The organism is Tenacibaculum sp. MEBiC06402 (assembly GCF_049239625.1).
In the GTDB taxonomy this organism is placed as follows: Bacteria; Bacteroidota; Bacteroidia; order Flavobacteriales; family Flavobacteriaceae; genus Polaribacter.
In genome coordinates, this window is record NZ_JBMKKT010000095.1 from 241120 (window position 1) to 267699 (window position 26580).

Sequence of the window (26580 nt, forward strand, 5' to 3'; positions counted from 1 at the left end):
TTTTTTTTTTGCTAATTATTCGATTACAATAAATGTAAATTCTATTTGATGTTATAAAGAAATCTGAGAGAGTTAATTAAAATATTGAAAATAAAAAAGGAGAGATTACTATTGAAAGCAACTCTCCTTTATATAATTTTAGTAATTTATCTTACTTAATATTAATCAAATAAGGCATTCTTGCTTGTATACCTTCCATACTTTTAATTTGATTTATTTGATTAAAGAGCTCATAGTTTTCAGCCCCTATAGCTTCTTTAATAATTTCTTCTTTATTGACTTTTCCAAAAGGAGAAAAGCTAAGCATTTCCTTTAAATCTCTCTTGTAACTAGGATAGTTACGAATTCTATAACTTTTTATGTCTGATAACTGCACTGCCGCATCAATTGCTTCTTGCAATCCTCCTAGTTCATCAACTAATCCATTTTCTAGTGCTTCTTTACCAGTCCAAACTCTTCCTTGGGCAATAGCATCAACTTTTTCATAACTCATCTTTCTTCCAGTAGCTACTCTATTTACAAAAGTCGTGTAGATTTGTTCCACTCCTTCTTTCGTAACATCATAAAACTTCTTGTCCATAGGCTCAAACAAACTATACTTTGCACTTTTGTTTGTTGCTACCTGTTCAGCGTTAATTCCTATTTTTTTAGAGAACTCATAAGCATTAGGAATAGCACCGAAAACTCCAATAGAACCCGTTATAGTAGTTGGTTCTGCTATAATAAGATCAGCATTACATGCGATGTAATAACCTCCAGAAGCAGCTAAATTTCCCATAGATACAACTACAGGTTTTTCTTTTTTGGCTAATTCTAATTCTCTCCAAATTAATTCTGAGGCTAATGCGCTACCACCAGGTGAATTTACGCGTAAAACAATAGCCTTTACATTTTTGTCTTTTACAGCTTTTTTGATTGCTCTGTTGATTATTCCTTGTCCAATAACATCTTCATTTCCTTCTCCATACATTATCTGCCCCTGTGCGAAAATTACCGCAATTTTATCTTTAGCAGTAGAGAAAATTCTTCCTTTTCCTGATTTGATATAATCTACGATATCTATAGTATTCGGTTTTGAATCTACGGCGTTTTCTAATTTTTTTAGATATTGATCTTTATAGATAATTCCATCAACAAGGTTGTTTTTAAGTGCCAGCTCAGCATTTCTTCCCTCAGAGTTATCAGCAATAGTATTTAATTGTTCAACTGAAATATTTCTACTTTTACTAATATTGTTGGTGAATTCAGACCAAATTGAAGTTAAGAAAGAAGTAATCTGCTCTCTATTTGCATCGCTCATTTTATTATCTAAATAAGGTTCAACTGCACTTTTATACTTTCCATGACGAATGACTTCCATTTTTACGCCATACTTGTCCTCAAAATCTTTGTAATATAGTATTTCCGTTGAAAGACCAGAGAATTCTATTTGACCAACAGGATTCAGAAATAAACTATCGGCAACAGAGCTTAGGTAATAATTCTTCTGAGTATAAATATCATTATAAGCATACACAAATTTACCTGATTCTTTAAACTCTTCTAATTTTTTTCTGATAGCTTGAGTTTGCGCCATTCCGGCACTTATGTAATTAGTTTTAATACTTATTCCTTTAATATTTTTATCTAATTGCGCGTTGTCAATAGCATTTAAAATTTTGTTTAGAGACAATCTTTCATTATCAAGTTCTAAAGCTTGTGCAATTGGATTTGTATCTTTTGGTGCGTAATCTTTGATTTGTTTAGTTAAATCCAACTCTAAAACTGAATTAGGCTTAACTACTATTTCTTCTTCACCACCAGCAATTGCTGCAATCAATAAAAAAAAGCAGAATAGGATAAACAGACTTATAAAAAAACCTAGTATAGAGGCTAATAGATTACGTAAAAACTTCATTTTGTAGTATTAAAATTCGGGTGCAAATATACGTTTTTAGTACGATTTTACCATTGTAATCGCATACGGTACTTTTGTTGAGCGAATTCAAAATAATTGAATAGCTTATAGTTTACATCATAACCATAATCTACATGAGGGTCATACAGTATAATGTTTTCGTATATATTAGGATTGAATCTCGATGGATTGTTCACTCGTGAGTTCCAGATAGACACATAATATCGGTTTTTGTTCTCAAGAAATATCTGCGAATGATAACCTGGTGGTCTAGCTACGGTTACTAAATAATTGTTAAAACCAGGGTCTATAATAGTTATTTCATACTCAACACTATCATTTTTTATTACAACAGGTTCTTCTTTACCTGTGTATTCTTTATCTTTTGAAATTGAACCGCATGAGGTTAACATAATTATAAAAGAAAGATAAATGATATGTTGAATTTTTATATTCATGGTTTACAATCTCTTATAAAGATAAAAAAAAAGATACATCATTACAATGTATCTCTTCGTTTTAAAAGGTGTTAATCTTTTGTTATTTCAGTAAATCAGATTGATTGAATAAATTATTTAAAGTGTTTTTTGATTTTTCTTTTCCGTCTAGCAACCAATTTAAGTACTCGTCTTCGTTTGGAGTATATCCAACTGGTTTATTTAATATTTGTTTTCCGTCAGGACTTAATAAAACATAATAAGGTTGCGTATTAGTTTTAAAGAATATTGTTTGAAAATGAGACCATTTATGACCATAATTACTCAATTTTCTAGTTCCTCCGTTAATTCTGTTAACGACAATTTGTTCTTCTTTAGGAAGTTCTTTTTTATCATCAACGTAAAGAGATATCAATACATAATCATTTCTTAAAACATTATCAACTTTCGGAATAGGCCAAACATGTTCTTCCATTTTACGACAGTTTACACAAGCGTATCCAGTAAAATCTAACATAATTGGCTTGTTTTCTTTTTTAGCATATTCCAAACCTTCTTTTAAATCTTTAAAACAAGTTAAATTATTTGGACAGCTATTTGGATGTAAAATACTATAACCAACAGGAGGCGCTAAACCACTTAATAAAGATAATGGTGTAAATGTTTTAGTTTCTTCATTATATCTAAAACCAGTAGCTAAATAAATTGCAAAAGCTAAAGAAGCAATACCTAAAACAATTCTTGTTATTCCAATTTTTTGCATTGGTGAGTCGTGCGGGAATCTAATCTTACCAAAAAGATATAATCCTAATCCAGCAAAGATTAAAATCCAAATAATCAAGAACGGTTCAATTTTTAGTAAGTTCCAATGTGCAACTAAATCGGCGTTTGATAAAAACTTGAAAGCCAAAGCTAGTTCTAAGAAACCTAGAACAACTTTTACAGTAGTCATCCATCCACCGGATTTAGGAAGCGATTTTAACATGTTAGGAAACATTGCAAACAAGGTAAAAGGTAAACCTAATGCTACACCAAATCCAGCCATTCCTGAAGTTAATTGCCAAGCTCCACCATCTGAAGATAATGAACCAGCTAATAAAGAACCTAATATTGGACCAGTACAAGAAAACGATACAATTGCTAAAGTAAGTGCCATAAAAAACACTCCAATAATACCTCCAGAACCTTCTCCAGCAGTAGTTTTGTTTGTCCAACTACTAGGCAGTGTTAGTTCATAATAACCGAAGAATGAACCTGCAAAAAACACAAACACAATAAAGAAAATTATGTTTAACCAAATGTTGGTAGAAATCTCATTTAAAATATCTGGATTAATTGAATCTAACAGATGAAAAGGAATACTTAACAATAAATAAACCGCGAGTATAAAGAATCCATAGAGAACTGCCTTTGAAACTCCAGCTCCTTTTGAGCTGTCTTTTTTAGTAAAAAAGCTTACTGTTAAAGGAATCATTGGGAATACACAAGGAGTTAATAATGCTAATAAACCTCCAAGAAAACCTAATCCAAAAATACTTAATAATGAAGATGATTCATTTTTCTTTTGAACGTCTTTATCATCGTTAGAATCAACAGCGTTAATGTCTGTAACAGGTTGCTGCATTTCATCACTTGAGATACCGTATAATAAAGCAGATGCCTCAGTGTCATTTAAATCTGCTTTTTCCGTATTCTTCTTTTGTGCTACATTCGCAGATTTATTAGTGAAAATCAAATCCTCAGTTATTGGAGGTAAACAGCGAGTATCATCACAAACCATAAACTGAACTTCCGCATTAATTTTAGTATCACTATTTAGCAGCTTAATTTTTTGTTTGAAAGTAGCCTTGTACGCAAAATATTTAATCTTCATTTTGAAGATTTTATCATCTTCTGTTATTCCTTCATCTTCAATTGTTTTTCCAATTAATTCATAACTCTCGTTGGGTTGAAAAGTGAAAATTGTTGGTCTTGGACCTCCAGTTGGAATCTCTTGAGCATACAAATGCCAGCCGTTATCGATAGTAGCTGTAGCAACTAAATAAGATTCGGTTTCATTAATTTTTTCGATGTTCGTTTTCCATTTAACAGGTTCATAAACTTGAGAAAAACTGACAAGAGAAGTTAAAAGAGTTATATATAGAAAGAAAATTTTCTTCATAATCGATTACTTTAATGCTATAAGACGTAAATGTAGTCTTTTTCATACAAATAGTTTAGGGCTGTTTTTATTAAATTTAACTCAAACTTTTTTGAAATGAAGAAACGTTGCTTTTGGGTAGGAAATGATCCGTTGTATATTGCATATCACGATGAAGAATGGGGTGTTCCTGTCTATGATGATGATACATTATTTGAATTTTTAATACTAGAAACTTTTCAAGCTGGTTTAAGTTGGATTACTGTTTTAAGGAAAAGAGAAAATTTCCGAAAAGCATTTGATCAATTCGATTATAAAAAAATAGCAAACTATTCTGAAGATAGATATTTGGAATTATTAGATAATCCTGGAATAATTAGAAACAAATTAAAAATAAAAGCAACAATTTCTAATGCTAAAGCTTTTATGAAAGTTCAAAAGGAGTTTGGTTCTTTCTCAGATTATATTTGGGGTTTTTGCAATGGAAATCCTATTAAAAATGCTTTTAACAAAAGAGAAGATGTTCCAGCAACTACGGAATTATCTGATTTAATTTCAAAAGATTTAAAGAAACGAGGTTTTAAGTTTGTTGGTTCAACAGTTATTTATGCGCACATGCAAGCTACAGGGATGGTAAACGATCATACGGTAGATTGTTTTCGGTATAACGAATGTTCGTAAAAGGTTGTGAAATTCAATTAAAATTAGTGCAAAGAAATTTTATCTTCCACTGCAATTGCCTAATTTGGTGATTCGGTTGAAATATTATAAGCATTGTTAATTACAGTCATATATGGCAAAGGAAACTAAAGATCCTGGTTTTGGATATTCATCAGCAGAAAATGTAAAAGGTATTATAAATAAAGATGGATCTACAAATATCCTTCATGTAAATAGACCTTTAAATATTGATGATTTATATACTTTTTTTATCGGGTTAAGTTGGTGGAGGTTTTTCCTATTCGTGGTTTTAGGATATACAATAATGAATATAGTATTTGGAATTGTATATGTGATTATTGGAATTGAACAAATTACTCCGTCTAGAGGAAGTTTAATTAAGGATTTTTTAAATGGTTTTTTCTTCAGCGCTCAAACACTAACAACGGTTGGTTATGGAGGAATTGCTCCTAAAGGAATAACCGCAAACATTATTGCTGCTTTTGAGGCATTAATTGGTTTAATGAGTTTCGCTTTTATAACAGGTCTGCTTTATGGAAGGTTTTCAAAACCAAAAGCAGCGATTCGTTTTAGCAATAATTTAATTTTAAGAGAATTTCAAGGAGGAAGAGCATTGATGTTTAGATTAATGAATAGCAGAAAAACATTGATGATAGAACCAGAAATTTCTGTAACACTTTCTATGAACGAAGAAGATGAGACAGGTCAATATAAAAGAAGTTTTTACGCTTTGGAACTTGAACGTAAAAAAATTACCTATTTACCTACAATGTGGACAATCGTTCATATGATAGATGAAAAAAGTCCGTTACATAAATTATCAAATCAAGAAATTGAAAAATTAAACGCTGGATTATATATTTTGGTTCAGTATCATGAAGAGTCCTTTGGTCAAAAAGTATATCAAACTTCTTCTTACAAATTCACGCAGGTAATTTCTGATGTAAAGTACATTCCGTCATCAAGTATAGATGAAGACGGTTATACAATTTTGGATCATGATAAACTTAGTGAAGTAGAACCGATGTAATTATTATTTGTGAATTAAAAGTTTTGATAAAAACAATAAAGCAATCGTTACTGCAATACCGATAGCAACATATAAAGCAGCATTCTGGTAATGTTTCTTGTTGTTTTTCGCATCTTTCTTGTAACTAATAACCATTAAAATAACAAAAGCAACTACAAAGATACTTGCAAATATAATTCTACCAGTGGTAAACATTTTTAAGGCTGTAAGTGGATACATAAAATTAGTGCGTTTTATATTATTGTTATACTAAACTTCGTATTTTTAGCAAAAGTACTAATTAAATGCATAGAGCAATCGTTTTTGGGGCAACTTCTGGCATAGGAAAAAGGCTTACCGAAATTTTAATTAAAAACAATTACAAGGTAGCTGTAACTGGAAGACGATTAGCTAAGCTCGAAGAATTAGCCAATGAGTACCCTGATAAAGTTATTTTCAAGCAAAACGATATTCAGAAGGTAGGAGAAGTAGAAAAAGTTTTCAACGATATTGTTCAAGAATTTAAAGAGGTTCATTTAATAGTACAATCCTCGGGAGTAGCATATTTAAATTCTGAATTAGATTGGGGTAAAGAAGAAGATACCATTTTAACAAATGTTTACGGAGTTACAAAACTATACGATTTAGCTTTTAATCTTTTCAGAAAACAAGGCTTTGGTCATTTAGTCGGAATTTCCTCAATAGCTTCCATTCGAGGAAGTAGAGGAGCTCCATCTTATTTCGCATCAAAAGCGTATCAAAAGGCCTATCTGGAGAGTTTGTATCTCAAGACCAAAGAAATTTCTTCGAGTAAGGTTTTTATCACCGATATCAGACCTGGATTTGTTGATACAGCTATGGCTGTAGGAGAAGGGATTTTTTGGTTAACTCCTTTAGATAAAGCAGCTGAACAAATTTTTAAGGCTTTAAAAAATAAAAAGAGGGTAGCATATGTTTCTAAGAGATGGGCAATAATTGCCTTTGTCTTAAAGTTGATGCCTACTTGGATTTTAAAAAAAGTGTTTTAGTATGAAAAAAATGAAGCTGATTGTTTTAGATATAGATGATACTTTAACTAGTAGCGAAGAAAAACATACAGATGCTTTATTGCAAGCAATGAGTGAGTTTGGTATTGATAATGTTGATACTAATTGGAAGAATTATGCGCATGCAACCGATAGTTATATTCTAAAAGAAAATTATGAAAAGACTTTTAAAAAGGAGTTTTCATTATCTCTAATACCGAAATTTGAAGAGATAATGACGGATCATTTTCTTAAGTTCCCAGATTCTGGGGAAGTCCTCGGGGCGAGAAAAATGGTTGATTTTTTTATAAATAATACAGATTATGGAGTGTGTTTCGCAACTGGTTCTATTCTCAAACCAGCCTATTTGAAATTAGAGCAAGCAGGAGTACAATACTATCCTGAGGTTTTAGAAGCTTCAAATCGTGTTTATACGAGAGAAGAAATTGTAAAATCAGCAATTAATAAAGCTGAAAGTTATTATCAGGTAGATTCTTTTAATGAGATTATTTCTTTTGGAGATGGACTTTGGGATGTAACTACTGCAAATAATTTGAATTTGCATTTTGTCGGAGTAAATACTAAAAACGTTGAGGATTTCGAAAAGACAAATGTAAAATATCGAATTAATAATTGGGAAGAGTTCGATTTATTTAAAGCGGAAAAAATATTTAATATAAAGTAATTATAATAGAATGAAAGAAAAAATACAAGCTGTAAAAGCATTTCACGAAGCATTTGGATTAGGACTTAATGAATCACCTGTAGTGAATATTGGAGATGACAGGAAATTGCTCCGTTTTAATTTAATGAAAGAGGAAAATGAAGAGTATTTCGAAGCTGTAAAGAATAACGATTTGGTTGAAACTGCTGATGCACTTGGTGATATGTTATATATTTTATGTGGAACAATAATAGAACATGGAATGCAGTATAAAATTGATGAGGTATTTAATGAAATTCAAAAAAGTAACATGAGTAAATTAGGTGAGGATGGAAAACCAATTTACAGAGAGGATGGAAAAGTTATGAAAGGACCTAATTATTTCAGGCCTAATATTAAAGAAGTATTGGATAAGTAACTATGGTTACATTCCTGGTTCATTTAAATTTGTTAAATCTGGTTCAGCAATTTTTTCTAAAGCAGCTTCAAGTTGAGAGAAATTGCTTACCATTTTTTCAATATTTCCGTCTTCATCTACAATTAAATGAGTAGGAAATTGACGAACTCCAACCTGATCCTTCATGTAAGATTCTTTATTGGCAACTACAGGGTGTCTTAATTCGTTCTTGGCAAGAAATTCAAGTAGCTTACTAGATTTATCTGTAGCGAAACTCAAAAAGACAACATCTTCATAAGCTTCATATTTATCATATAATTTATTGAGTTGCGGAAATTCATTAATACTTGCTTTAGACTTTGTTTCCCAACAGGTAAGAATAATTATTTTTCCATCTGTAGACGCACTAGAAAAGCGATTTCCATTGATGTCAGAAAAATTAAACTCTGGTAATTTACTTCCTATCTTATTAAAATAAGCATAGGCTAAATCAGCTTCGTTTTTAACAGATGTGATGATTTTTTGGTCTTTGACATCTTCAATATTATGTAGTTGATACATTAAATTTCCAGAAAGTAATTTTATAGGTGCAAAACTTCCTGAAGTTAAATCACTCAAGAAATCACCTTTTTCAATTTCTTTTCCCTGGTTGTCTAAAGCGATAAAATCCGAAGAAAGATTAATGTTTTTATTGTAGTAAGTTTCCCATTTTGGATAGTTTGATAAGATAGTTTCTACATCAGGAAATAAATCATTGTTGCTATCGTTGTCGGTGTCTGAATCTGCATTAATATTAGTGATATCATCATTATACTCATCATCCGAATCGTCATCATCCAATGAGTCATCAGAATCACTGCTTGTTGTTAAAGCTGTTGTTTCATCCGAAATAAAGTCTAATTCGTTATTGTTTTGCTCATAAAAGTTAGTCAATATATAAAACGTGATGCCGAAGGCAACAGCCATTGTAACAATAGTAATTAGAATGTTTTTCATAATATTTTATCCCGAACCTTTACAAATATATAAAAAAACATTGCAGATGTTAATTTTTAGTTATCAATTACTTAACTGAAAACTAAATTTTAACTCTCCATCCATAAGGGTCTTCCGAAATATTATATTGAATATTCATTAGCTTCTCTTTGAATAAACTAGCATAAGAATTCTCAATTTTAGGTAAATCATACGTTTCGCCACCATGACTAAATCCAATAATAGGATTTACAACAGTAGCTGTTCCTGAACCAAAAATTTCTTTTAATTCTCCTTTTTTAGCAGCTTCTTTGATTTCAGCAACCGATATTCTTCTGATTTCAACTTTAATGTTATTGTCTTCAGCCAGCTTTATTAACGATTTTCTCGTTACACCATCTAAAATTCTGTCATTATTCGGAGCAGTTAAAAGCGTGTCTCCAACTCGGAAGAAAATATTCATAGTCCCAGCCTCCTCTAAATATTCATGAGAATCGGCATCCGTCCAAATAATTTGTTGAAAACCCTTTTCATGCGCTAATTTTGTTGGATAAAACTGAGCTGCATAATTTCCAGCAGCTTTAGCAAAACCAACTCCTCCGTTAGCAGCTCTACTATATTCTTCAGCAAATAATACTCTGACTTCACCAGCATAGTATGCCTGAGCAGGAGATAAGATAATCATGAATTTGTATTCACTTGCGGGACTCGCCGAAATTGCTGGTTGAGTAGCAATAACAAAGGGTCTTATGTACATGGAGTTACCTACACCTTTTTTAATCCATTCTTTTTCAATATTCAAAAGCTGCTTTAAACCATCGAAAAAGTAATTTTCCGGAAATTCTGGAATCGCTAAACGGGCAGAAGATTTGTTAATTCTTTTAAAGTTTTCATCTGGTCGAAATAAGAAAATATCGTCGTTGTTGTCTTTGTACGCCTTCATACCTTCAAATACTGCCTGTCCATAATGAAAAACTCTAGCTGAAGGTGAAACAGAAATATCACCATAAGGTTTTATAACAGGAGTTTGCCATTTCCCATCTTTATAATCACACTCAAACATATAATCTGTAAAGACCGTTCCAAATACTAAATTGTTAAAATCTACAGTGTCAATTTTTGATTTTTCAATTGGAATAATTTGAATGTTTGAAGTGCTCATAGATAAAGATTTAGTTAATAGCGCTAAAGTACAAAATAGAGATGAGTTTCTAGAATGATTTTAAGGTTTCAACGCACTATAAAATCGTATCTTTGTAGCTTTAAAATGTTTAAATAACTTATAATGAAAAACTTACTTATTTTATTTTGTGGTTTGTTCTTAACTTTTATTTCTTGTAAAACAGAAAAAAAGGAAGAGCCTGTAAAAAAAGAAGCTACTAAAGTTGAATATGCATCTTTTGGAGCAAAAATTTCTCAAGATGGAGCTTTAACAAAAGAGCAAGCATTAGAAAAGTATGCTACCATGAATGTAGGAGATACGGTAAACGTAAAATTTGCAACTAAAATTAAAGAAGTATGCTCTAAAAAAGGATGTTGGATGAAAGTTCCTGTTTCTGACTCTGAGGAAGTAATGGTAAGATTTAAAGACTACGGATTTTTTATGCCATTAGATAGCAACGGAAAGGAAGTAATTGTTGAAGGTAAAGCTTTTATTCAAGAAACCTCTGTTGAAGAATTAAAGCATTATGCTGAAGATGCTGGAAAATCAAAAGAAGAGATAGGGAAAATTACGGAGCCAAAAAAGGAAATGGCTTTTTTAGCACACGGAGTTTTACTAAAGTAATTTGAAAAGAGAAATCATCATAACTTCTGATGGCTCAACAACCATTCATATCCCTGCTTGGAATGAACAGTATCATTCCAAGCACGGTGCTATTCAAGAGGCATATCACGTGTTTATTAAACATGGTTTGACGAATATAAACTTGGATGAGATTTCAATTTTAGAAATAGGCTTCGGTACAGGATTAAACTGCTTTATCACGTATTTAGAATCTGAAAAGAAGATAAAATATGTTGGAGTTGAAGCATATCCAGTCTCAGAAGAGGAAATTAAAAAACTGAATTATGTTTCGGAATTGAAAGCGGAGAAAAATCAGAACATTTTTGAAAAAATTCATGAGGTTTCTTGGGAATCTGAACATCGAATTGATGAAAATTTCTTTTTGACCAAGCGACAACAATTTTTTAAAGATATCTCAGATTCCGATGCTTTTAATTTAATTTATTTTGATGCCTTCGGAGCGAGAGTTCAGCCGGAGTTGTGGACGGAAGAGGTATTCAAGAAGATTTTTATTGCTTTAAAAAAGGAAGGTGTTTTAGTTACATATTCAGCAAAAGGAAGCGTAAGAAGAGCAATGGAAGCAGTTGGTTTTACAGTAGAAAGATTACCGGGACCTCCAGGAAAAAGAGAGATGCTACGGGCAACCAAATATTAATCAACAAAAAATTTCGTTACATGAAACGATTTGGAAGTAGAAAAAAGTCTAATCCTAAAAAAGGACTGTTTTTAGTATTACTATTAGCTATCGCGTTATTTTTATTTTTCAATGCCGAGAAAATAATTAGTCGATTATTCTAAATGAAGCCTTTTCTATTTAAAGAGTTTACCGTTTATCAAGATAAAACAGCAATGAAAATTGGTACAGATGCGGTTTTATTGGGAGCTTGGTGTTCGATTTCAGAATATCCGGATACCATATTAGATGTTGGTTCTGGAACTGGAGTTATTGCATTAATGCTTGCGCAAAGAACCGATGCTTTGACCGTAGATGCTGTTGAGCTTAATGAAAGTGCTTACGAACAAACTGTTGAGAATTTTGAAAGATCTGATTGGGGAGATCGCTTGTTTTGTTATAACGCATCTTTCCAAGAATTTGCGATAGAATTAAGTGAAGAAGAAGAAAGTTATGATTTAATCGTTTCGAATCCACCTTTTTACACTGATGAATTTGAGACTGATGATACTGCCAGAAATGAGGCGCGTTTTACATCGTCTCTGAGTTTTGAGGATTTGTTAAAAGGAGTTGTTGATTTATTAGATGAAAATGGGCTTTTTGCCACTATAATTCCTTTTAGAGAGGAAGAAAAGTTTGTGGAGTTAGCTGAATCTTTCGGTTTATATATAAACAGAGTTTGTCGAGTGAGAGGTAATGAAAATTCTGAGTTAAAAAGAAGTTTATTAGAGTTTTCGTTTGATAAAAAACAAATCATCTCTGATGAGTTAATTATAGAAAAAGAAAGACATCAGTATACTGATGCCTATATTGAGTTAACAAAAGATTTTTACTTGAAAATGTAGCTATCATTTCCAAGTTACAATACTTTCAAAATCTCTTCTTGTTTTCGCGCGCTCCGGATCTGATTTTCTATGTCCAAAAGCAACCATATAAGACAAACCATATTTTGTAGTATCAACATCAAATTTTTGCTGTAACAAGGTTTCTACTTTTTCTTCGTGAAATCCTTCTATCGGACAACTATCAATTCCAATTAATGCAGCAGAAGTCATCATATTTGCTAGTGCTATGTAAGTTTGCTTTGAAGCCCAATCGAATAGTTTTTTATCAGAATCTAAATTGAAATCTCTTTCTTGAAATTCGCGGTAAAATTTTGTGTACATTTCCATAACATCATCTGGTAGCTGTTTTACATCATTCATCATGTGTTTGATATAATCGCTATCCCATTTTGTCATTGGTGCCTTCATACTTAGTCCTAATATAAAATGACTAGCAGTATCAAGTTTTAACGGAGCTCCCCAAGCTACTGGTTTTAATAGTTCACGTAGTTCTTTGTCTTGAACTACCACAAAATGCCATGGTTCAAAACCAAATGAGCTTGGCGACAAGTTTGCGGTTTTTAATATAAAGCGAATATCATCATCGGATAACTTCTTTGTAGAGTCGAATTCTTTTGTTGCGTGTCTAAATTGAAAAGCATTTAGTACATCATCTTTTGAAATTGTATTCATATTTTATGATTTTTTAAACTATAAAAATTATAGTAACAAAATTATTTATAGTTTTGTATTTGTGCAATAACGGTCAAAAAGGATAGTGTAAAATATTAGGATAAATGCATAAGTTTAAAGGTAAAGAATACCCATGTTGTACAAGTTTAACGATGGGAATTATCGGGGGTAAATGGAAAACAGTTATTCTGTTTTATCTGATTGAAGGAAAATTACGGTATAGCGAATTACGAAAGAAAATGGGAACTGTTACCGAAAGAACTTTAAGTTTACAGTTGCAACAATTACAAGAAGATGGTGTAATTGAAAGAAAAGTATATTACAGTAAGCCTCCTTTGAAAGTAGAATATTCACTAACAGAGTTCGGTAAAACCTTAATTCCCTTATTAAATGAGATTGCGAAATGGGGAGATTATGTTTCGGATAATTATGAAAAAAATTAGTTTTGCTTATTAAATAAAGTATCAACAATAATCTTTGCAGCAATTTTACTTCCCTTTTGTGAAGGGTGAAATCTGTCGGTTCCATAGAAAGAGTAATCGTTGTTCTCTTCAATGTAATTTTTCCAATATTCGCCAACAGGAATAAGCACTGCTTCATTATGATTTGCTGCTTCTTTATGATTCTGAATTACTTTATTGAAAGTGTTATAATAATTCAATGCCGGCCAAACCATGAAATAACATAGTTTTGAATTACTTGATTCTGCGATTTTTTTGATTTTCTCTCCGTAATCAATTAACATTTTTCTTCCCTCTTCTTGAGATGATGGACCTTGTTGTATGACAATAAAATCAAAGCTTTTACTACTTAACAATTTTTGAATTTTTCCTTCATTCCAGTGATCTTCGATCGCATAGTTAGGAAAAGCAATCATTTGAGTATTGATGTTAATTTCTTTATTGGTTTTAGCATACTCTTTAACCAAACCAGGTAAGTCATTATAATATGTAAGACTGTTTCCTACAAATAAGATAGAAAACTCTTTAGTTTCTTTGGATTGGCTATTTAGCAATTGAACACAAATAAAGCTAAGACAGATTAGTAGTTTTTTCATGTTGTAAAGTTAGAATTTATTTAACTCTGGTTAACAGAATAGAATCATAATCTTCAAATTTCTTTGAACGATTATAGGATGATTGAGAAATACCAAACTTCATAGTGTTTTTATCTTTAAACTCAGCTAAACAATACATTGATCGAATCACGTTATCATCAATATCAGAAATCACAATATCAATTTGATAGGGTGCTGTTTTTGACTTGAATCTATAAGTAGCCTTGGCCTTTTTTCCTCTGTACAAGAAATCTTTACCACCCATTTTTTTACCATTAAATTCCATTGTCAAATAACCATCTTCATCAAAAGTCATAAATCCAATCTCACCTTTGTCTTCTCCCGTCCATTTACCAATGATATCTTTTTCTGGAGATTTTGAAATAAAAGAGAAAAAAGGAATAAATAATAATAAGATTAACTTTTTCATAATTAAATTTTTTAGCAATATAAAGTATTCAGAACAATAAGAAGGTTAAAATAAATGTAAAATTAAATCGAAAAAACCTGTTAATTAGTTAATAAACAGGTCTTTGTTTTCTTTAAGAAATGATGCTTGAGAGAAATTTTATTTTTTTTGAAAAAAAAAGTAGGGTGTTTTAGAAATTAACTGTTTTATGTCCGTGAAGCGTAATCTTCATTTTTGAGATTTCTATGGGTAAGGGCATAATAAATTTTAATTGAGATAAGCTTCCAAATAAATTTTAACCATATGGGTTGCAAAATTGTTTTAAGAATAATTGAGCAACCCTTTTTTGTTATAAAACAGTTAACCTATAACACCCTCTGGATTATATCCGAGGTAAGGCACGTTTTTTTCAATAAAGTTAATTCCGTATTCCTCAAGTTCTTTTAAAATAGGCTCATAAACTTCTTTAGTGATTGGTAATTGCACACCTGGTGTAGATATTTTACCATTTAATATTTTAATGGTAGCCATTGCAACGGGTAAACCAACAGTTTTTGCCATTGCCGTATAAGTTTGATCATCACCATTTATAATCATACTACTCTCTATTTGGTGTTTACCATCTTTATCTTGATAACCAAATTTATGGTGCATTACAATCATGTCTTTGTCTTGTGCTTGTAAAGTCCACGAGTCCATCAATATTTTCTGTAATATTTGAGCCGGAGTAGCATTTTTTAAACCAACTTTCTTTTTAGCATTAAAAATATCTAGTTCAAGAAATTTTTCCCACATCACATCATCTTGATCGATTTTTAAATAAGATCTGAATTTTAATTCTACAGAATCGGATGGTGAATAAGCTAAGAAAGAGTTTGTAAAATCTCTATAACTCATATTCTCAGAGTCTTCAATTGTATAGCTGTCATCAGTCATTCCTAATTGAACGAAAACATTCCAAGCTCTAGAAAATCCAACCTTTCTGACCGTACCACGATACATAGTTGGAATATCATCCAAGCCATAAATACTTCGATATTTTAAAGAATCTCTATTTGCATAAGCTTCGAACTTACCACTACCATTGATAGTCAAAAATTCAGTTCTTCTAAATAATTTATGATAAGGAATGTATTTATAAGTTCCTTCTTGAATAAATTTTGACGCACCTCCTTGACCAGCTAAAACAACATTTCTCGGATTCCAAGTGAATTTATAGTTCCATAAATTTGTATCACTCTCAGGAGCTACTAATCCTCCACAAAAGGATTCGAATAATAACATTTTACCACCATTTTCACGAATTCTATCAATAACATCCATGGCGCTCATATGATCAATTCCAGGGTCTAATCCGATTTCATTCATAAAAATTAATCCCTTTTCTTTAACAGCTTCATCTAATTCTTGCATTTCCTTAGAAATATATGATGCTGTGACCATATGTTTGTTGTATTCTAAACAGTTTTTGGCTACTTCTATATGTAAATGAGCTGGTAGCATTGAAATAACAATGTCCGATTCTTGAATAGCAGATTTTCTGTCTTCTTCGTTAAATACATCAAGTTTAATTGCAGATGCATTTGGATGATTGTTTATTTTTTGCTCGGCATTTTCTTTTGAAAGATCTCCAATAGTGATATGTAAATTCTCTTTTGAAGACTTATCAAGTAAGTATTTTATAAGCGAAGAGCTAGATCTACCGGCTCCAATTATCAATATTTTTCTCATTAAATATGTAGTAAATTTGTTTAGTTTTTACAGAAAATACATTTCTATAAAAGTTTAATATTTAACAAATATAATAATAATGTATAAAAATTTAACAATAATCGCTTTTTTAGGTGCAATAACAATATTGTTAGGAGCTTTTGGAGCACACTCACTTAAAGAAAGCTTGAGTGAGGAAGCTATTAAAAGTTTTGAGACAGCCGTTAGGTATCAAATGTATCATGTGATTTTATTGATGATACTAAATCTCAGTAATCATTTAACTGATAAATTTAAAAGAGTAATAACTATTACAATTCTGATTGGAGTACTTTTCTTTTCAGGATCCATTTATTGTATTTATTTATTAAAAATACCAGCTAAACAAATATGGTTTGTAACACCATTAGGAGGTTTAATTCTCTTTTTTGGTTGGGGACAATTGTGTTATCATTTCCTTAAAAAATCACTGAAAAAATAAATTTTCAATAAAAAATAGTTAAGAACAAGCAGTTTAAACAAAAAGATTTATTTTTGTCGAAAATAAAACACAACTAAAAAGATAATAGATGACAAATCTTGAAACGAAAACGATTTCGTTAGACTCATTAGGAATTAAGGATTCTACGATTCGTTATCAGTTAACTTCAGAGGAGTTACACGATTTAACTATTGAGAAAGGACAAGGAAAGGAAACTGCATTTGGAGCCTTAGCTGTTAATACAGGAGAGTTTACTGGAAGATCTCCTATGGACAGATTTATAGTTAAAGATGAAATTACCAAAGATGAGATTTGGTGGGGAGATATTAACATTCCATTCGATTCTGAAAAATTTGATAAGTTATATGATAAAGTAGTAGCATATCTTTCTAACAAAGAAATTTTTGTTAGAGACAGTTATGCATGTGCTGATGAAGACTACAAATTAAATATTCGAGTTGTAAACGAATATCCATGGAGTAATATGTTCGCATATAACATGTTTTTACGTCCAACAGCAGAAGAGTTAAAAGAGTTTTCTCCGGAATGGACTGTTATTAATGCTCCAGGATTTATGGCAGATGCGGAGGTTGATGGAACTCGTCAACATAACTTTGCCATCTTAAACTTTTCTAGAAAAGTAGCTTTAATTGGTGGAACTGGTTATACAGGGGAAATCAAAAAAGGAATTTTCTCAGCTTTAAACTTTATTTTGCCAGTAAATAAAAATACCTTACCGATGCACTGTTCTGCGAATGTTGGTAAAGATGGAGATACGGCTATTTTCTTCGGATTATCGGGAACTGGTAAAACCACGTTATCTACAGACCCAAACAGAAGTTTAATTGGAGATGATGAGCATGGATGGACTTCAGAAAACACAGTTTTCAACTTTGAAGGAGGTTGTTATGCGAAGGTTATTGATCTTTCTAAAGATAAAGAACCTGAAATATATGGAGCAATCAAAAAAGGAGCAATCCTAGAAAATATAGTAATGGATAATAAGGGGAATGTAGATTTCGCTGATACTTCTATTACTCAAAATACTCGTGTGAGTTATCCAATTCACCACATTGAAAATATCAGAGTTCCTTCTATAGGTAAGAACCCTAAGAATATTTTCTTTTTAACGGCTGATGCATTTGGTGTGTTACCACCAATTTCAAAATTAACGCCTGGTCAGGCAGCTTATCACTTTATTTCTGGATATACAGCTAAGGTTGCCGGAACGGAAGCAGGTGTAACTGAACCACAACCGAGTTTTTCTGCGTGTTTTGGTGCGCCTTTTATGCCTTTACATCCAACTCGTTACGCGGAAATGTTGAGTAAGAAAATGAAAGAAACTGGAGTTAATGTGTGGTTGGTAAATACAGGATGGTTCGCTGGTCCTTACGGAGTAGGAAACAGAATGAAATTAAAATATACTCGTGCAATGATTGAGGCAGCTCTTAACGGAGGGTTACCAGAGGAAATTACGAGAGAAAATTACCATATTCATTCAGTATTTGGTTTAGCTCAACCAAGACAATGTCCAGGTGTTCCGTCTGAGTTATTAAGTCAGCGTCAAGCATGGAATAATGATGAAGGATATTATAAAACAGCACATAAATTAGCAGATTCTTTTAGAAGTAACTTTAAGAAGTTCGAAGAATATGCAAATGAAGAGATATTAGCTGGTGGTCCACCGATTATCGAAAAATAAGAATTTTAAAAGCATCCTTTTTAGGATGCTTTTTTTTTGAAAACTGATTATTTTAGCACAAAAGAACTCATACATGACAATAAAAGGGAATATAGTTGACATTTTAAATAAAAGGATTTTTAAAGGAGAAATTGGAGTAGAAAACGGTAAGATAAAATCAATAAGAGAAAGTAATCATACTATTGAAACTTATATTCTACCTGGTTTTGTAGATGCTCACATTCATATTGAAAGTTCCATGTTAGTTCCATCTGAATTTGCTAAAATAGCCGTTACCCATGGTACGGTTGCTACAGTTTCTGATCCTCATGAAATAGCAAATGTTTTAGGTGTGGAAGGAGTTAATTTTATGATTAATAATGGAAAGAAAGTTCCATTAAAGTTTAATTTTGGAGCACCTTCTTGTGTTCCAGCAACTTCTTTTGAAAGTGCAGGTGCTGTTATTGATTCTGACGATATTAAAAAACTATTAGAGAACCCAGACATAAAGTATTTGGCTGAAATGATGAATTATCCTGGAGTTATTTATCAGGATGAAGAGGTATTAAAGAAAATAGCGTGGGCTAAGCATTATGATAAACCAGTTGATGGACATGCACCAGGCTTAAGAGGCGAAGATTTAGATACATATATTGCTGCTGGAATTTATACGGATCATGAATGTTTTACCTACGAAGAAGCTTTAGAAAAACTTCAAAAGGGAATGAAAGTTATCATTCGTGAAGGAAGTGCAGCAAAAAATTTTGAAGCTTTAATTGATTTGTTGCCTGAGCATTATGAGAACATGATGTTTTGTTCAGATGATAAACATCCAGATGATTTATTAGAAGAACATTTAAACCAACTTTGCGAACGTGCTGTAGCTAAAGGAATTGATGTGTTTAAAGTTTTAAAAGCAGCTTGTGTTAATCCAGTTAAGCATTATAATTTAGATGTTGGATTATTAAACGAAGGTGATGCTGCTGATTTTATTGTTGTAGAAGATTTAGAAAAGTTCAACGTTTTACAAACATACATCAATGGAGAGTTAGTTGCTGAGAATGGTAAATCATTCGTTAAATCTGTTGAATTTGAAGTATTGAATAACTTTAATACTGATAAAAAGAAGAGTTCTGATTTTGAATTTCATTCTGCATCAGAAAAAATTCGAGTTATCGAAGCACTAGATGGAGAATTAGTCACTAATGAAATAGAAACTGATTCATTAATTAAAAATGGGAATTTAGTTTCAGATGTTGATAATGATGTTCTAAAAATGACAGTTGTAAATCGTTACAAAAATACTGAACCGGCCATAGCATTTATCAAAAACTTTGGGTTGAAGGAAGGAGCAATAGCAAGTTCTGTAGGACATGATTCACATAATATTATCGCGGTTGGAGTTTCTGATGAAGCAATTTGTAAAGCTGTTAATTTATTAATTGAGAATAAAGGTGGTATTTGTGCCGTAAATGATTCAGAAGAAAAAGTGGTTGCATTACCAGTAGCTGGAATTATGAGCGATCAGCCGGCTGATGTTATCGGAAAAGCCTATGCCGAATTGGATAAAATGGCAAAAGAAATGGGAAGTAAATTAAGAGCCCCTTACATGACCTTATCATTTATGGCGTTATTAGTTATACCGGCATTAAAGCTTTCTGATAAAGGATTGTTTGATGGGAATTCCTTTAAATTTACTCCGGTCGAAATAAAGTAAAAGAGAGCGCTTTTATAAGTTAGCCCTCTCTTTATTTAATTAAATCTAAAAAACACTTTTTTGTGAGAGTTACCATCTTGCCACGGTTTCTCTATTTTGATATATGATTTTACCGAACTCAGAAATTTCAAATTGACATTCTAATTTGGAGTCAGTATAGTCTGCGGTAAGTTCTCCACTAAATATTTGCATTCCTGTATTTTTCCATATTGCTTGTTTTGGTTGTTCAGGAGTCATAGTTCCACTTCCTAAATCAAGTCCATCAAAATTTAATGAAGTTGTTATAGTGTTCGTTGAAGTATCAATGCTATATGTAATTTCAAGTCCTCCCATACAACTCGTTCCAGTAATCGGAGTTGTTTGTGTGTTATTTGACATTGCTCTGTTTTTTAATAATTATTGAATTGTTGTAATTCTAAATTTTATTCAGCAGCTGAATCTAAATTGAAAACCGAACCTTTTACAGGAACTTTCTCATCATGTTGTCCTTGGAAAGAAAATCCTCCTTCACCACTCCAATCGGGCTTTAAAGCCATGTTCGCTTCAAAAGGAAATTCTAACGGAGTTAACTTATTATCAGAAGGAATATGTCCTTGTAAACTAATTACTTTTACAATATCGTTTAAACCAGTTGCATATACTGTTCCGCTTACCTTACCAGAGTATGATTTTTTATCTGTTCCTACGTTAATTCTTACGGTTCCACTTACTGTGTGATTATCAGGATGAACTAATAATGAAAAATTAACGACTGTTGCTAAAAGGTTAGGAGCAAATCCCATTGTTCCTTTGTAATAAATTGTTTCTAAAGCTGTATCTACTGTAGCCATAATATTTAAGTTTTAAGAAAACACATTGTATTTATCGGTTCACCACAATGTGTTTAGGTTATTAAAAAGTTATAAATGTGTATTTAATCTTATAAAATCTCTTGACAAGGAGCAGATGGAAATACATTAATTCCTTGTGTAGTATAAACTAATGTAGACCAAGAGTTAACACCTTGTGGTAAGTTTAAGTCTACCTTTTCACTGTTAATTGTAACTGAGATTTTTTCTCCTGTAGGAAATTTATGAGCTGGTGATTGATCACCGTTTGTTGGAACACTGATTGTTTTTCCATCAATAGTTGTAGTTAAAGATCCTCCTGAAATGTTTACAACGTTAAAAAAATTATTTGCTGCCATGATATATAAGTTTAGTTAATATGCTCCTACTCGTAAGGCTTTTCGGAATCCGCCTCGTTTTTTAAAGTGAGTTCTGCTTCACTATAGTTTGGTTAGTTTAATTTGTCAAAATTGCTTTAGAAGTAACTTTTGTTGATTGACCGAAACTCGGTTGGGCTTTTACTCTAAATTCAATTTGAACGTTTAGAAATAAATTCGTTTGTGAATTATTCCTGATGTAAAACTACTGTGAATAGGAAGCCTAAATTTTGAAAATGGAATAAGAAGGGATTTCTTTTCCATGAAAAGGGAAAAAAAGGGAATGAAAATTAACTCATTATTATGAAGAACGAGGCAATCTTTATATTTAAGTTAGATGTAGATTCTTATTTTGAGTTTACTTCAGTGTACGAACCTTTTTAATTAAATCTTTATAACGTTCACTTAAAGTAATATGATGTTTTCCCTGCAGTACAATAAGATTATCCGAAGGAACTATTTCTGTAATCTTATCAATATTTGCGATGTAGTTTCTATGCGTTCTACAGAAAGAATTTTCGTCTAATAGTTTTAAAATCTTAGTAAGCGATATTAAAATCACAAACTTTTCATTAGCAGTAATGATATTACAGTATTTCTCTTCAACTTCTATATAAATAATATCCGCCAATAATACTTTTTTAAGCGATTTTCCTTTCTTGATGAATAAGTAATCACTACTAATTACGGTGTCTTCTTCATCAGTAATAAAAACATCGTTTTGATCGTAGAATTTTTCTACAGCCATTTCAATAGCATATAAAACTTCTAATTCATTAAAAGGTTTCATCAAAAAGCTAAAAGGTTGCGTAAGCTTCGCACGTTCAAATATTTTGCGATCAGTAGAACTGGTTAAAAAAACAAAAGGTTTAGAAGCATCAGGAACAGTATTAATAGTTTCTGCGAAGGTAATTCCGTCTGGAACGCCATCTAGAAAAATATCAATAATTACAATGTCTACTTTTACTTTGTAGTATAAATCAAGCGCTTCTTTAAAAGTCCTAGCAACTCCAGAAATAGTATAATTGTTTTCGTTTAATACCTTAATTAGCTTATCACTTTCTTGCGGTGTATCTTCAATAATTAAAATATTAACATTATCCATCTATGTCTGTTTTAGGTAAAGATACAATCATTTTTGTTCCTTTTCCTAATTCGCTTTCAATATCAAATTTTCCGTTGTTCTTTTTAATCATCGATTTTACCAATTGAATTCCTAAACCGGTTCCAATAATATCTTCGTGTTCTTTTTTATTCAGTAAAACAGAATCATCTAAAAGTTTTAATCGAGTAGCATCGCTCATTCCTAATCCAGAATCTTCAACGATTAAATTAGTATATCCTTCAATAGTATTTGTACTATAAATTTTGATGAATCCGTTAGGTTGAGAAAATTTAATCGCATTATCAATAAGGTTCCTAAGCACAATTTTTAATGATTCTTGATCCGCCTGAACAAACTCTTTTTTAGAAACCGTATTTTCAAAGTTTAGCTCTTTTTCTAATAATAGAGGTTTGTAATTATAAGCAACGTGTTCTGTAATTATGAATAAACGCTGATTTTCAATACTAAAGTATTGTTGCTCGGTTTGCATTAAGGCCCAATTTAATAAATTGTCCAGTAAACCATAAGCTCCGTTTACAATTGTACTGTTTTTATGAAGTAAATTTTCTAACGCCTCAAGATTTTTGGATTCTAGATTATCGAGTAACATTTTATTACTCGATTTTAAAGCATTTACAGAAGAACGTAAATCATGACTTACAATGGAGAAAAGTTTGTCTTTAGTCGTGTTTAACTCATCTAAAGTTTCTTTTTGAGCAGCAATAATTTTGTTTGTTTTTACTTTTTCCCTGAAGAAATAAGCTCCAATTCCTAAAAAGAGAAGTAAACCTATTGCAGAGAACAAAAAGATTCTGCGCTGAGTTTCTTTTAATTCATTTTGTACCTGTAAAAAATCGACTTCTTTTTGTTTTGCTGCAACTGCAAATTCTTTTTCTTTTTGTGCAACTTCATATATTCTATTTTGGTTGTTTAGTGAATCTTTCCATTGTTCTGCTTCTTTTCTAAAGAGTAAAGCTTTTATGTAATCTTTACGATTTTCTTCGACTACTGACATATTAAAAGCTGCTCTTTCTTTTTCAATTAAAATTTTCGTGTTTAAATCATGACTATAGGAGTCTGATGCATAGTTGATTAATTTAATTGTCTTCGATAGATCGTAAGCTTTATTAAAATGCTTGATGGCGATATCGTCAATATATCTTTCATAATAGAGATTTGCCAAGTTAATATGATTACCGATAAGTTCAATTGTGTCTTTTTCATTTTGAATACTCCGTTCAAAGAACTTTTCAGCATTATTGAAATCTTTTAAGAGAAGATATGAAATACCAATATTAGTTAAAATATTTTTAGTTTTTATAGTGGAATTCTGCTCTTCAGATAATTCTGTAAGACCTTTTAATATTGAAATTGCTCTTTTGTAATCTTTGTTGATTATTGCAATTTCACCTAGATGCATTTTTACCAGATAATTAAAATAGAAATCTTTGGAGATTAGATGAAATTGTAATTCTGCTTCAGTATTAATTTTCTTATTCTTTAGGCTGTGTCCGCGAAAAAAATGAATATAATCTTTCATAGGACCGCTAATATTAGACTTATTAAGAATTTTATTTGTTACAATAAGGGTTGAATCCCAGTTTTTCTGATAGTAATATTTAGAAGCATTTCTGAATTGTTTATCTACTAAGAAAGAATGTGTTTTTTCTTTTATAATCAGATTTAATAAGCTGTCTTTTTGAGTTTGTTGTGGGAATGAACTAAGTGAGTAAAATAGAATAAATAAAAAAAAGATAAATCCCCTCATAGATAAATATATAGATGAGGTTGCAAAATAAAAAAAACGTTCAATATTGATTGAACGTTTTCTGAGGTGTAATTAAATTTTTAGAATTCACCAGTTCCTGATTTGACTGCAACTTTCGTTCCTCTTGAAGTCTTAGGGTCATCAGTCATGCCGTCTCCAAACACAGGGTTTTGACAATACAATTCAATTTTTTCAGCTAAAGTAAACCCTAATTGAGTATCAGAAATACTACCTGTAAGTTTCCAAAGAGTCACGTCGGTTGGTGTTGGATTTTGAGCCTTATTGAGATCAACATATAAATTAGCACCTTCTGCATATAAAGAGATGTCTTCTGCCGTTATTACTGAATCTGTGTAGAAATAAAGTGTGATGCTAACAACGTTTTCATCATTTAATTTAATTGTACTGTAATAATCTCCTTGATTAGGAGCAATAGGATGTATCGGAAATGTGTCATTACCAAAGTTTCCAGCGTATGTATTTTGTCCAAACACTGTTGCTGTGCTAGGTATTGTAATTTTAGTTGCCATAATAATTTAGTTTTAGGTTAAACAAATATTGTTATGCAACAAATCAACAAATTATATATGGCTTTTAAAAGTTAAATGGTATTAGTATTGTTTTTATTGTAATAAGAGTTTGAAAAAGAGGAATAAAATTTAAAACCGTATCGCTAATTTTCGCATCAAACGTAAAACTTCAACGTACAACCAAATCAGAGTTATTAATAATCCCCAAGTGGCTAACCATTCTCTTTCTTTCGGATATCGACCAACTTGACGGTCTATGTAATGAAAGTCTAAAAGTAAAGAAAAAGAAGCTACAATGGCTGCAACAACATTAAATCCAATGGCAAACCAAGAAGTTCCCCAAAGCATTGGAACATCTATTTTTAAAAACCATAAAATCCATCCGATAAAATAAAAAAGAAAAATAGTAGCTGAAGCTGTAATTACAATTGCTCTGAATTCTTTTGTGACTCGAATAACTTTTAAACGGTATAAAAACAGCATCACAAAGAAAGTAGTTATAGTTACTGCAATGGCTTGAAACGGTAAATTTGGAAAACGTTTATGCGCGTACGCGCTTATTCCTCCTAAGAAAAAACCTTTGGCAATAGCATAAATAGGAAGTAGATATTTTGCCGCACTGTGTTTAAAGGAAATAAACAAACTACACACAATAGCAACAAACATTCCGATAGTAGTATACCATTTAACTTCAACTCCGGAGAAAAAAAGTTTCCAAGTATAGGTAGCTGTAATTCCCACCAAAGTGAGCATTGCGAAAGATTTGAATATAATTCCTGAAATACTCATTTTGCTTTTAGAATACGTTTTTTGCTTTCGCCAGAAATAACGATTAAAAGCTGGGTTTGAAGTACGTAAACCAAAAATTGACATTATCTATAAAATTTAATATCATTACGAACGTAGTTTACTCCCGAAGCTTCGGGAGAAGTAATCCGTTTTTTCTCAATTCAAGGATTGCTTCATTTCACTTTGTTTCATTCGCAATGACAAGACTAACTTAAAATTGTAGTAGTTTTGTGTTTGTACAAAGTACAATAAAATTTGAAGACAGAAAAAATCATATTAGGTATAGATCCCGGAACTACAATCATGGGATTCGGAATTATAAAAGTTATTGGTAAAAAGATGGAATTTGTTCAAATGAATGAATTGATTTTAAAAAAATATACTGATCCTTATTTAAAACTGAAACTTATTTTTGAACGTACTATTGAACTAATAGATACCTACAAACCTGATGAAATTGCTTTAGAAGCTCCTTTTTTTGGTAAAAATGTACAATCGATGTTAAAGTTAGGTCGTGCACAAGGAGTAGCAATGGCAGCGGGATTATCCAGAGAAATTCCGGTTACAGAATATGCTCCATTGAAAATTAAAATGGCCATTACAGGAAATGGGAAATCTAGTAAAGAACAGGTTGCCATGATGCTCAAATCTTTATTAAATTTAAAAGAATTACCCAAAAATTTGGATGCCACGGATGGTTTGGCTGCTGCGGTTTGTCATTTTTATAATTCGGGAACTAAAGTTGGTGGTAAAAACTATACGGGCTGGGCAGCATTTGTAAAACAAAATGAAAAGCGAATAAAGAAATAGTAGGTTTGTCTAAAGTCTAAAGTTGAAGATTTGTTTTTTAAAAGTATTCAATAAAAATAATGGTTTCGACTTCGCTCAACCACCATAATTTTTAGCTTTGATAACTGATAACTGATAA

At 31.4% G+C, this 26580-nt stretch carries 31 protein-coding genes; 14 read left to right on the forward strand and 17 right to left on the reverse strand.

The window, feature by feature from the left end; genetic code table 11:
* Positions 1-151: 151 nt before the first annotated feature.
* From sppA to ACOSP6_RS09520, 3 genes are all read right to left on the reverse strand, one after another.
* Entirely contained in the window at positions 152-1897 is a 1746-nt protein-coding gene (gene sppA, locus ACOSP6_RS09510) for a signal peptide peptidase SppA (RefSeq protein ID WP_422095280.1), read from the reverse strand.
* Positions 1898-1944: 47 nt separating this feature from the next.
* On the reverse strand, positions 1945-2355 hold the full coding sequence (locus ACOSP6_RS09515; protein WP_422095281.1) for a DUF6146 family protein: 411 nt from the start codon (positions 2353-2355) through the stop codon (positions 1945-1947).
* An 82-nt stretch (positions 2356-2437) separates the two neighbouring features.
* Positions 2438-4495 carry a cytochrome c biogenesis protein CcdA gene (locus tag ACOSP6_RS09520; protein WP_422095282.1) on the reverse strand — a complete coding sequence of 686 codons (2058 nt, stop codon included), beginning with the start codon at positions 4493-4495 and terminating at the stop codon, positions 2438-2440.
* 96 nt (positions 4496-4591) lie between these two features.
* Here ACOSP6_RS09520 and ACOSP6_RS09525 point away from each other — a divergent pair, with 96 nt between their 5' ends.
* Positions 4592-5155 (forward strand): DNA-3-methyladenine glycosylase I, encoded by a 564-nt coding sequence (locus tag ACOSP6_RS09525; RefSeq protein WP_422095283.1) that lies wholly within the window; start codon positions 4592-4594, stop codon positions 5153-5155.
* 112 nt (positions 5156-5267) lie between these two features.
* Positions 5268-6185, forward strand: coding sequence for an ion channel (locus tag ACOSP6_RS09530; RefSeq protein ID WP_422095284.1), 918 nt, complete (start codon positions 5268-5270; stop codon positions 6183-6185).
* A gap of 3 nt (positions 6186-6188) precedes the next feature.
* On the opposite strand, the gene ACOSP6_RS09535 is transcribed toward ACOSP6_RS09530, so the two are convergent.
* Positions 6189-6404, reverse strand: a complete 216-nt coding sequence (locus tag ACOSP6_RS09535; RefSeq protein ID WP_422095285.1) for a hypothetical protein — start codon at positions 6402-6404, stop codon at positions 6189-6191.
* Positions 6405-6469: 65 nt separating this feature from the next.
* On the opposite strand from ACOSP6_RS09535, the gene ACOSP6_RS09540 reads away from it, so the two are divergent.
* From ACOSP6_RS09540 to ACOSP6_RS09550, 3 genes are read left to right on the forward strand one after another with little or no spacing between them, the layout of a single operon-like run.
* Entirely contained in the window at positions 6470-7192 is a 723-nt protein-coding gene (locus ACOSP6_RS09540; RefSeq protein ID WP_422095286.1) for an SDR family NAD(P)-dependent oxidoreductase, read from the forward strand.
* 1 nt (position 7193) lies between these two features.
* Positions 7194-7874 (forward strand): HAD family hydrolase, encoded by a 681-nt coding sequence (locus ACOSP6_RS09545; protein ID WP_422095717.1) that lies wholly within the window; start codon positions 7194-7196, stop codon positions 7872-7874.
* 10 nt (positions 7875-7884) lie between these two features.
* Positions 7885-8271, forward strand: coding sequence for a hypothetical protein (locus tag ACOSP6_RS09550; protein ID WP_422095288.1), 387 nt, complete (start codon positions 7885-7887; stop codon positions 8269-8271).
* A gap of 6 nt (positions 8272-8277) precedes the next feature.
* Here the strand turns inward: ACOSP6_RS09550 and ACOSP6_RS09555 are convergent, their stop codons facing one another.
* The gene (locus ACOSP6_RS09555; RefSeq protein WP_422095289.1) at positions 8278-9246 is read right to left on the reverse strand and encodes a TlpA family protein disulfide reductase; all 969 of its coding nucleotides are present in this window, start codon (positions 9244-9246) and stop codon (positions 8278-8280) included.
* Positions 9247-9328: 82 nt separating this feature from the next.
* Complete coding sequence (locus ACOSP6_RS09560; protein ID WP_422095290.1) at positions 9329-10387, reverse strand: branched-chain amino acid aminotransferase; 1059 nt, start codon at positions 10385-10387, stop codon at positions 9329-9331.
* Positions 10388-10510: 123 nt separating this feature from the next.
* Between ACOSP6_RS09560 and ACOSP6_RS09565 the strand changes: the two genes are divergently transcribed.
* The 4 genes from ACOSP6_RS09565 to ACOSP6_RS09580 are packed head-to-tail and all read left to right on the forward strand — an operon-like array spanning position 10511 to position 12529.
* Positions 10511-11011 carry a DUF4920 domain-containing protein gene (locus tag ACOSP6_RS09565; protein WP_422095291.1) on the forward strand — a complete coding sequence of 167 codons (501 nt, stop codon included), beginning with the start codon at positions 10511-10513 and terminating at the stop codon, positions 11009-11011.
* Between the two features lies 1 nt (position 11012).
* On the forward strand, positions 11013-11666 hold the full coding sequence (mnmD, locus tag ACOSP6_RS09570; protein WP_422095292.1) for a tRNA (5-methylaminomethyl-2-thiouridine)(34)-methyltransferase MnmD: 654 nt from the start codon (positions 11013-11015) through the stop codon (positions 11664-11666).
* 20 nt (positions 11667-11686) lie between these two features.
* Positions 11687-11809, forward strand: a complete 123-nt coding sequence (locus ACOSP6_RS09575; protein ID WP_422095293.1) for a hypothetical protein — start codon at positions 11687-11689, stop codon at positions 11807-11809.
* Entirely contained in the window at positions 11810-12529 is a 720-nt protein-coding gene (locus tag ACOSP6_RS09580; protein ID WP_422095294.1) for a tRNA1(Val) (adenine(37)-N6)-methyltransferase, read from the forward strand.
* A gap of 3 nt (positions 12530-12532) precedes the next feature.
* Here the strand turns inward: ACOSP6_RS09580 and ACOSP6_RS09585 are convergent, their stop codons facing one another.
* Entirely contained in the window at positions 12533-13201 is a 669-nt protein-coding gene (locus tag ACOSP6_RS09585) for an NAD(P)H-dependent oxidoreductase (protein WP_422095295.1), read from the reverse strand.
* A gap of 104 nt (positions 13202-13305) precedes the next feature.
* Here ACOSP6_RS09585 and ACOSP6_RS09590 point away from each other — a divergent pair, with 104 nt between their 5' ends.
* Positions 13306-13644 (forward strand): winged helix-turn-helix transcriptional regulator, encoded by a 339-nt coding sequence (locus ACOSP6_RS09590; RefSeq protein ID WP_422095296.1) that lies wholly within the window; start codon positions 13306-13308, stop codon positions 13642-13644.
* On the opposite strand, the gene ACOSP6_RS09595 is transcribed toward ACOSP6_RS09590, so the two are convergent.
* From ACOSP6_RS09595 to ACOSP6_RS09605, 3 genes are all read right to left on the reverse strand, one after another.
* Positions 13641-14258, reverse strand: coding sequence for an SGNH/GDSL hydrolase family protein (locus ACOSP6_RS09595; RefSeq protein ID WP_422095297.1), 618 nt, complete (start codon positions 14256-14258; stop codon positions 13641-13643). The genes ACOSP6_RS09590 and ACOSP6_RS09595 overlap by 4 nt on opposite strands.
* Positions 14259-14274: 16 nt before the next feature.
* Complete coding sequence (locus ACOSP6_RS09600) at positions 14275-14688, reverse strand: hypothetical protein (RefSeq protein WP_422095298.1); 414 nt, start codon at positions 14686-14688, stop codon at positions 14275-14277.
* A gap of 339 nt (positions 14689-15027) precedes the next feature.
* Positions 15028-16398, reverse strand: coding sequence for a saccharopine dehydrogenase family protein (locus ACOSP6_RS09605; RefSeq protein ID WP_422095299.1), 1371 nt, complete (start codon positions 16396-16398; stop codon positions 15028-15030).
* A gap of 79 nt (positions 16399-16477) precedes the next feature.
* Between ACOSP6_RS09605 and ACOSP6_RS09610 the strand changes: the two genes are divergently transcribed.
* The 3 genes from ACOSP6_RS09610 (at position 16478) to ade (ending at position 20256) form a co-directional block, all read left to right on the forward strand.
* Positions 16478-16858 carry a DUF423 domain-containing protein gene (locus ACOSP6_RS09610; protein ID WP_422095300.1) on the forward strand — a complete coding sequence of 127 codons (381 nt, stop codon included), beginning with the start codon at positions 16478-16480 and terminating at the stop codon, positions 16856-16858.
* Between the two features lie 88 nt (positions 16859-16946).
* Complete coding sequence (pckA, locus tag ACOSP6_RS09615; protein WP_422095301.1) at positions 16947-18560, forward strand: phosphoenolpyruvate carboxykinase (ATP); 1614 nt, start codon at positions 16947-16949, stop codon at positions 18558-18560.
* A 73-nt stretch (positions 18561-18633) separates the two neighbouring features.
* Positions 18634-20256, forward strand: coding sequence for an adenine deaminase (ade, locus tag ACOSP6_RS09620; protein WP_422095302.1), 1623 nt, complete (start codon positions 18634-18636; stop codon positions 20254-20256).
* A gap of 69 nt (positions 20257-20325) precedes the next feature.
* Here the strand turns inward: ade and ACOSP6_RS09625 are convergent, their stop codons facing one another.
* The 7 genes from ACOSP6_RS09625 to ACOSP6_RS09655 all read right to left on the reverse strand — a co-directional run bounded on the left by ACOSP6_RS09625 (position 20326) and on the right by ACOSP6_RS09655 (position 25736).
* The gene (locus ACOSP6_RS09625; protein ID WP_422095303.1) at positions 20326-20634 is read right to left on the reverse strand and encodes a hypothetical protein; all 309 of its coding nucleotides are present in this window, start codon (positions 20632-20634) and stop codon (positions 20326-20328) included.
* A gap of 44 nt (positions 20635-20678) precedes the next feature.
* Positions 20679-21086 carry a DUF1842 domain-containing protein gene (locus tag ACOSP6_RS09630; RefSeq protein ID WP_422095304.1) on the reverse strand — a complete coding sequence of 136 codons (408 nt, stop codon included), beginning with the start codon at positions 21084-21086 and terminating at the stop codon, positions 20679-20681.
* A gap of 89 nt (positions 21087-21175) precedes the next feature.
* Positions 21176-21442: a hypothetical protein gene (locus tag ACOSP6_RS09635; protein ID WP_422095305.1), complete on the reverse strand. Its 267-nt coding sequence runs from the start codon at positions 21440-21442 to the stop codon at positions 21176-21178.
* A gap of 376 nt (positions 21443-21818) precedes the next feature.
* Positions 21819-22565, reverse strand: coding sequence for a LytR/AlgR family response regulator transcription factor (locus ACOSP6_RS09640; protein ID WP_348743786.1), 747 nt, complete (start codon positions 22563-22565; stop codon positions 21819-21821).
* Positions 22558-24333: a tetratricopeptide repeat-containing sensor histidine kinase gene (locus ACOSP6_RS09645; protein WP_422095306.1), complete on the reverse strand. Its 1776-nt coding sequence runs from the start codon at positions 24331-24333 to the stop codon at positions 22558-22560. Before ACOSP6_RS09645 ends, ACOSP6_RS09640 begins: the two co-directional genes overlap by 8 nt.
* A gap of 80 nt (positions 24334-24413) precedes the next feature.
* The gene (locus tag ACOSP6_RS09650; protein ID WP_422095307.1) at positions 24414-24863 is read right to left on the reverse strand and encodes a hypothetical protein; all 450 of its coding nucleotides are present in this window, start codon (positions 24861-24863) and stop codon (positions 24414-24416) included.
* Positions 24864-24992: 129 nt separating this feature from the next.
* Positions 24993-25736 (reverse strand): Bax inhibitor-1/YccA family protein, encoded by a 744-nt coding sequence (locus ACOSP6_RS09655; protein WP_422095308.1) that lies wholly within the window; start codon positions 25734-25736, stop codon positions 24993-24995.
* Positions 25737-25907: 171 nt separating this feature from the next.
* On the opposite strand from ACOSP6_RS09655, the gene ruvC reads away from it, so the two are divergent.
* On the forward strand, positions 25908-26462 hold the full coding sequence (ruvC, locus tag ACOSP6_RS09660; protein ID WP_422095309.1) for a crossover junction endodeoxyribonuclease RuvC: 555 nt from the start codon (positions 25908-25910) through the stop codon (positions 26460-26462).
* Positions 26463-26580 lie beyond the last annotated feature (118 nt).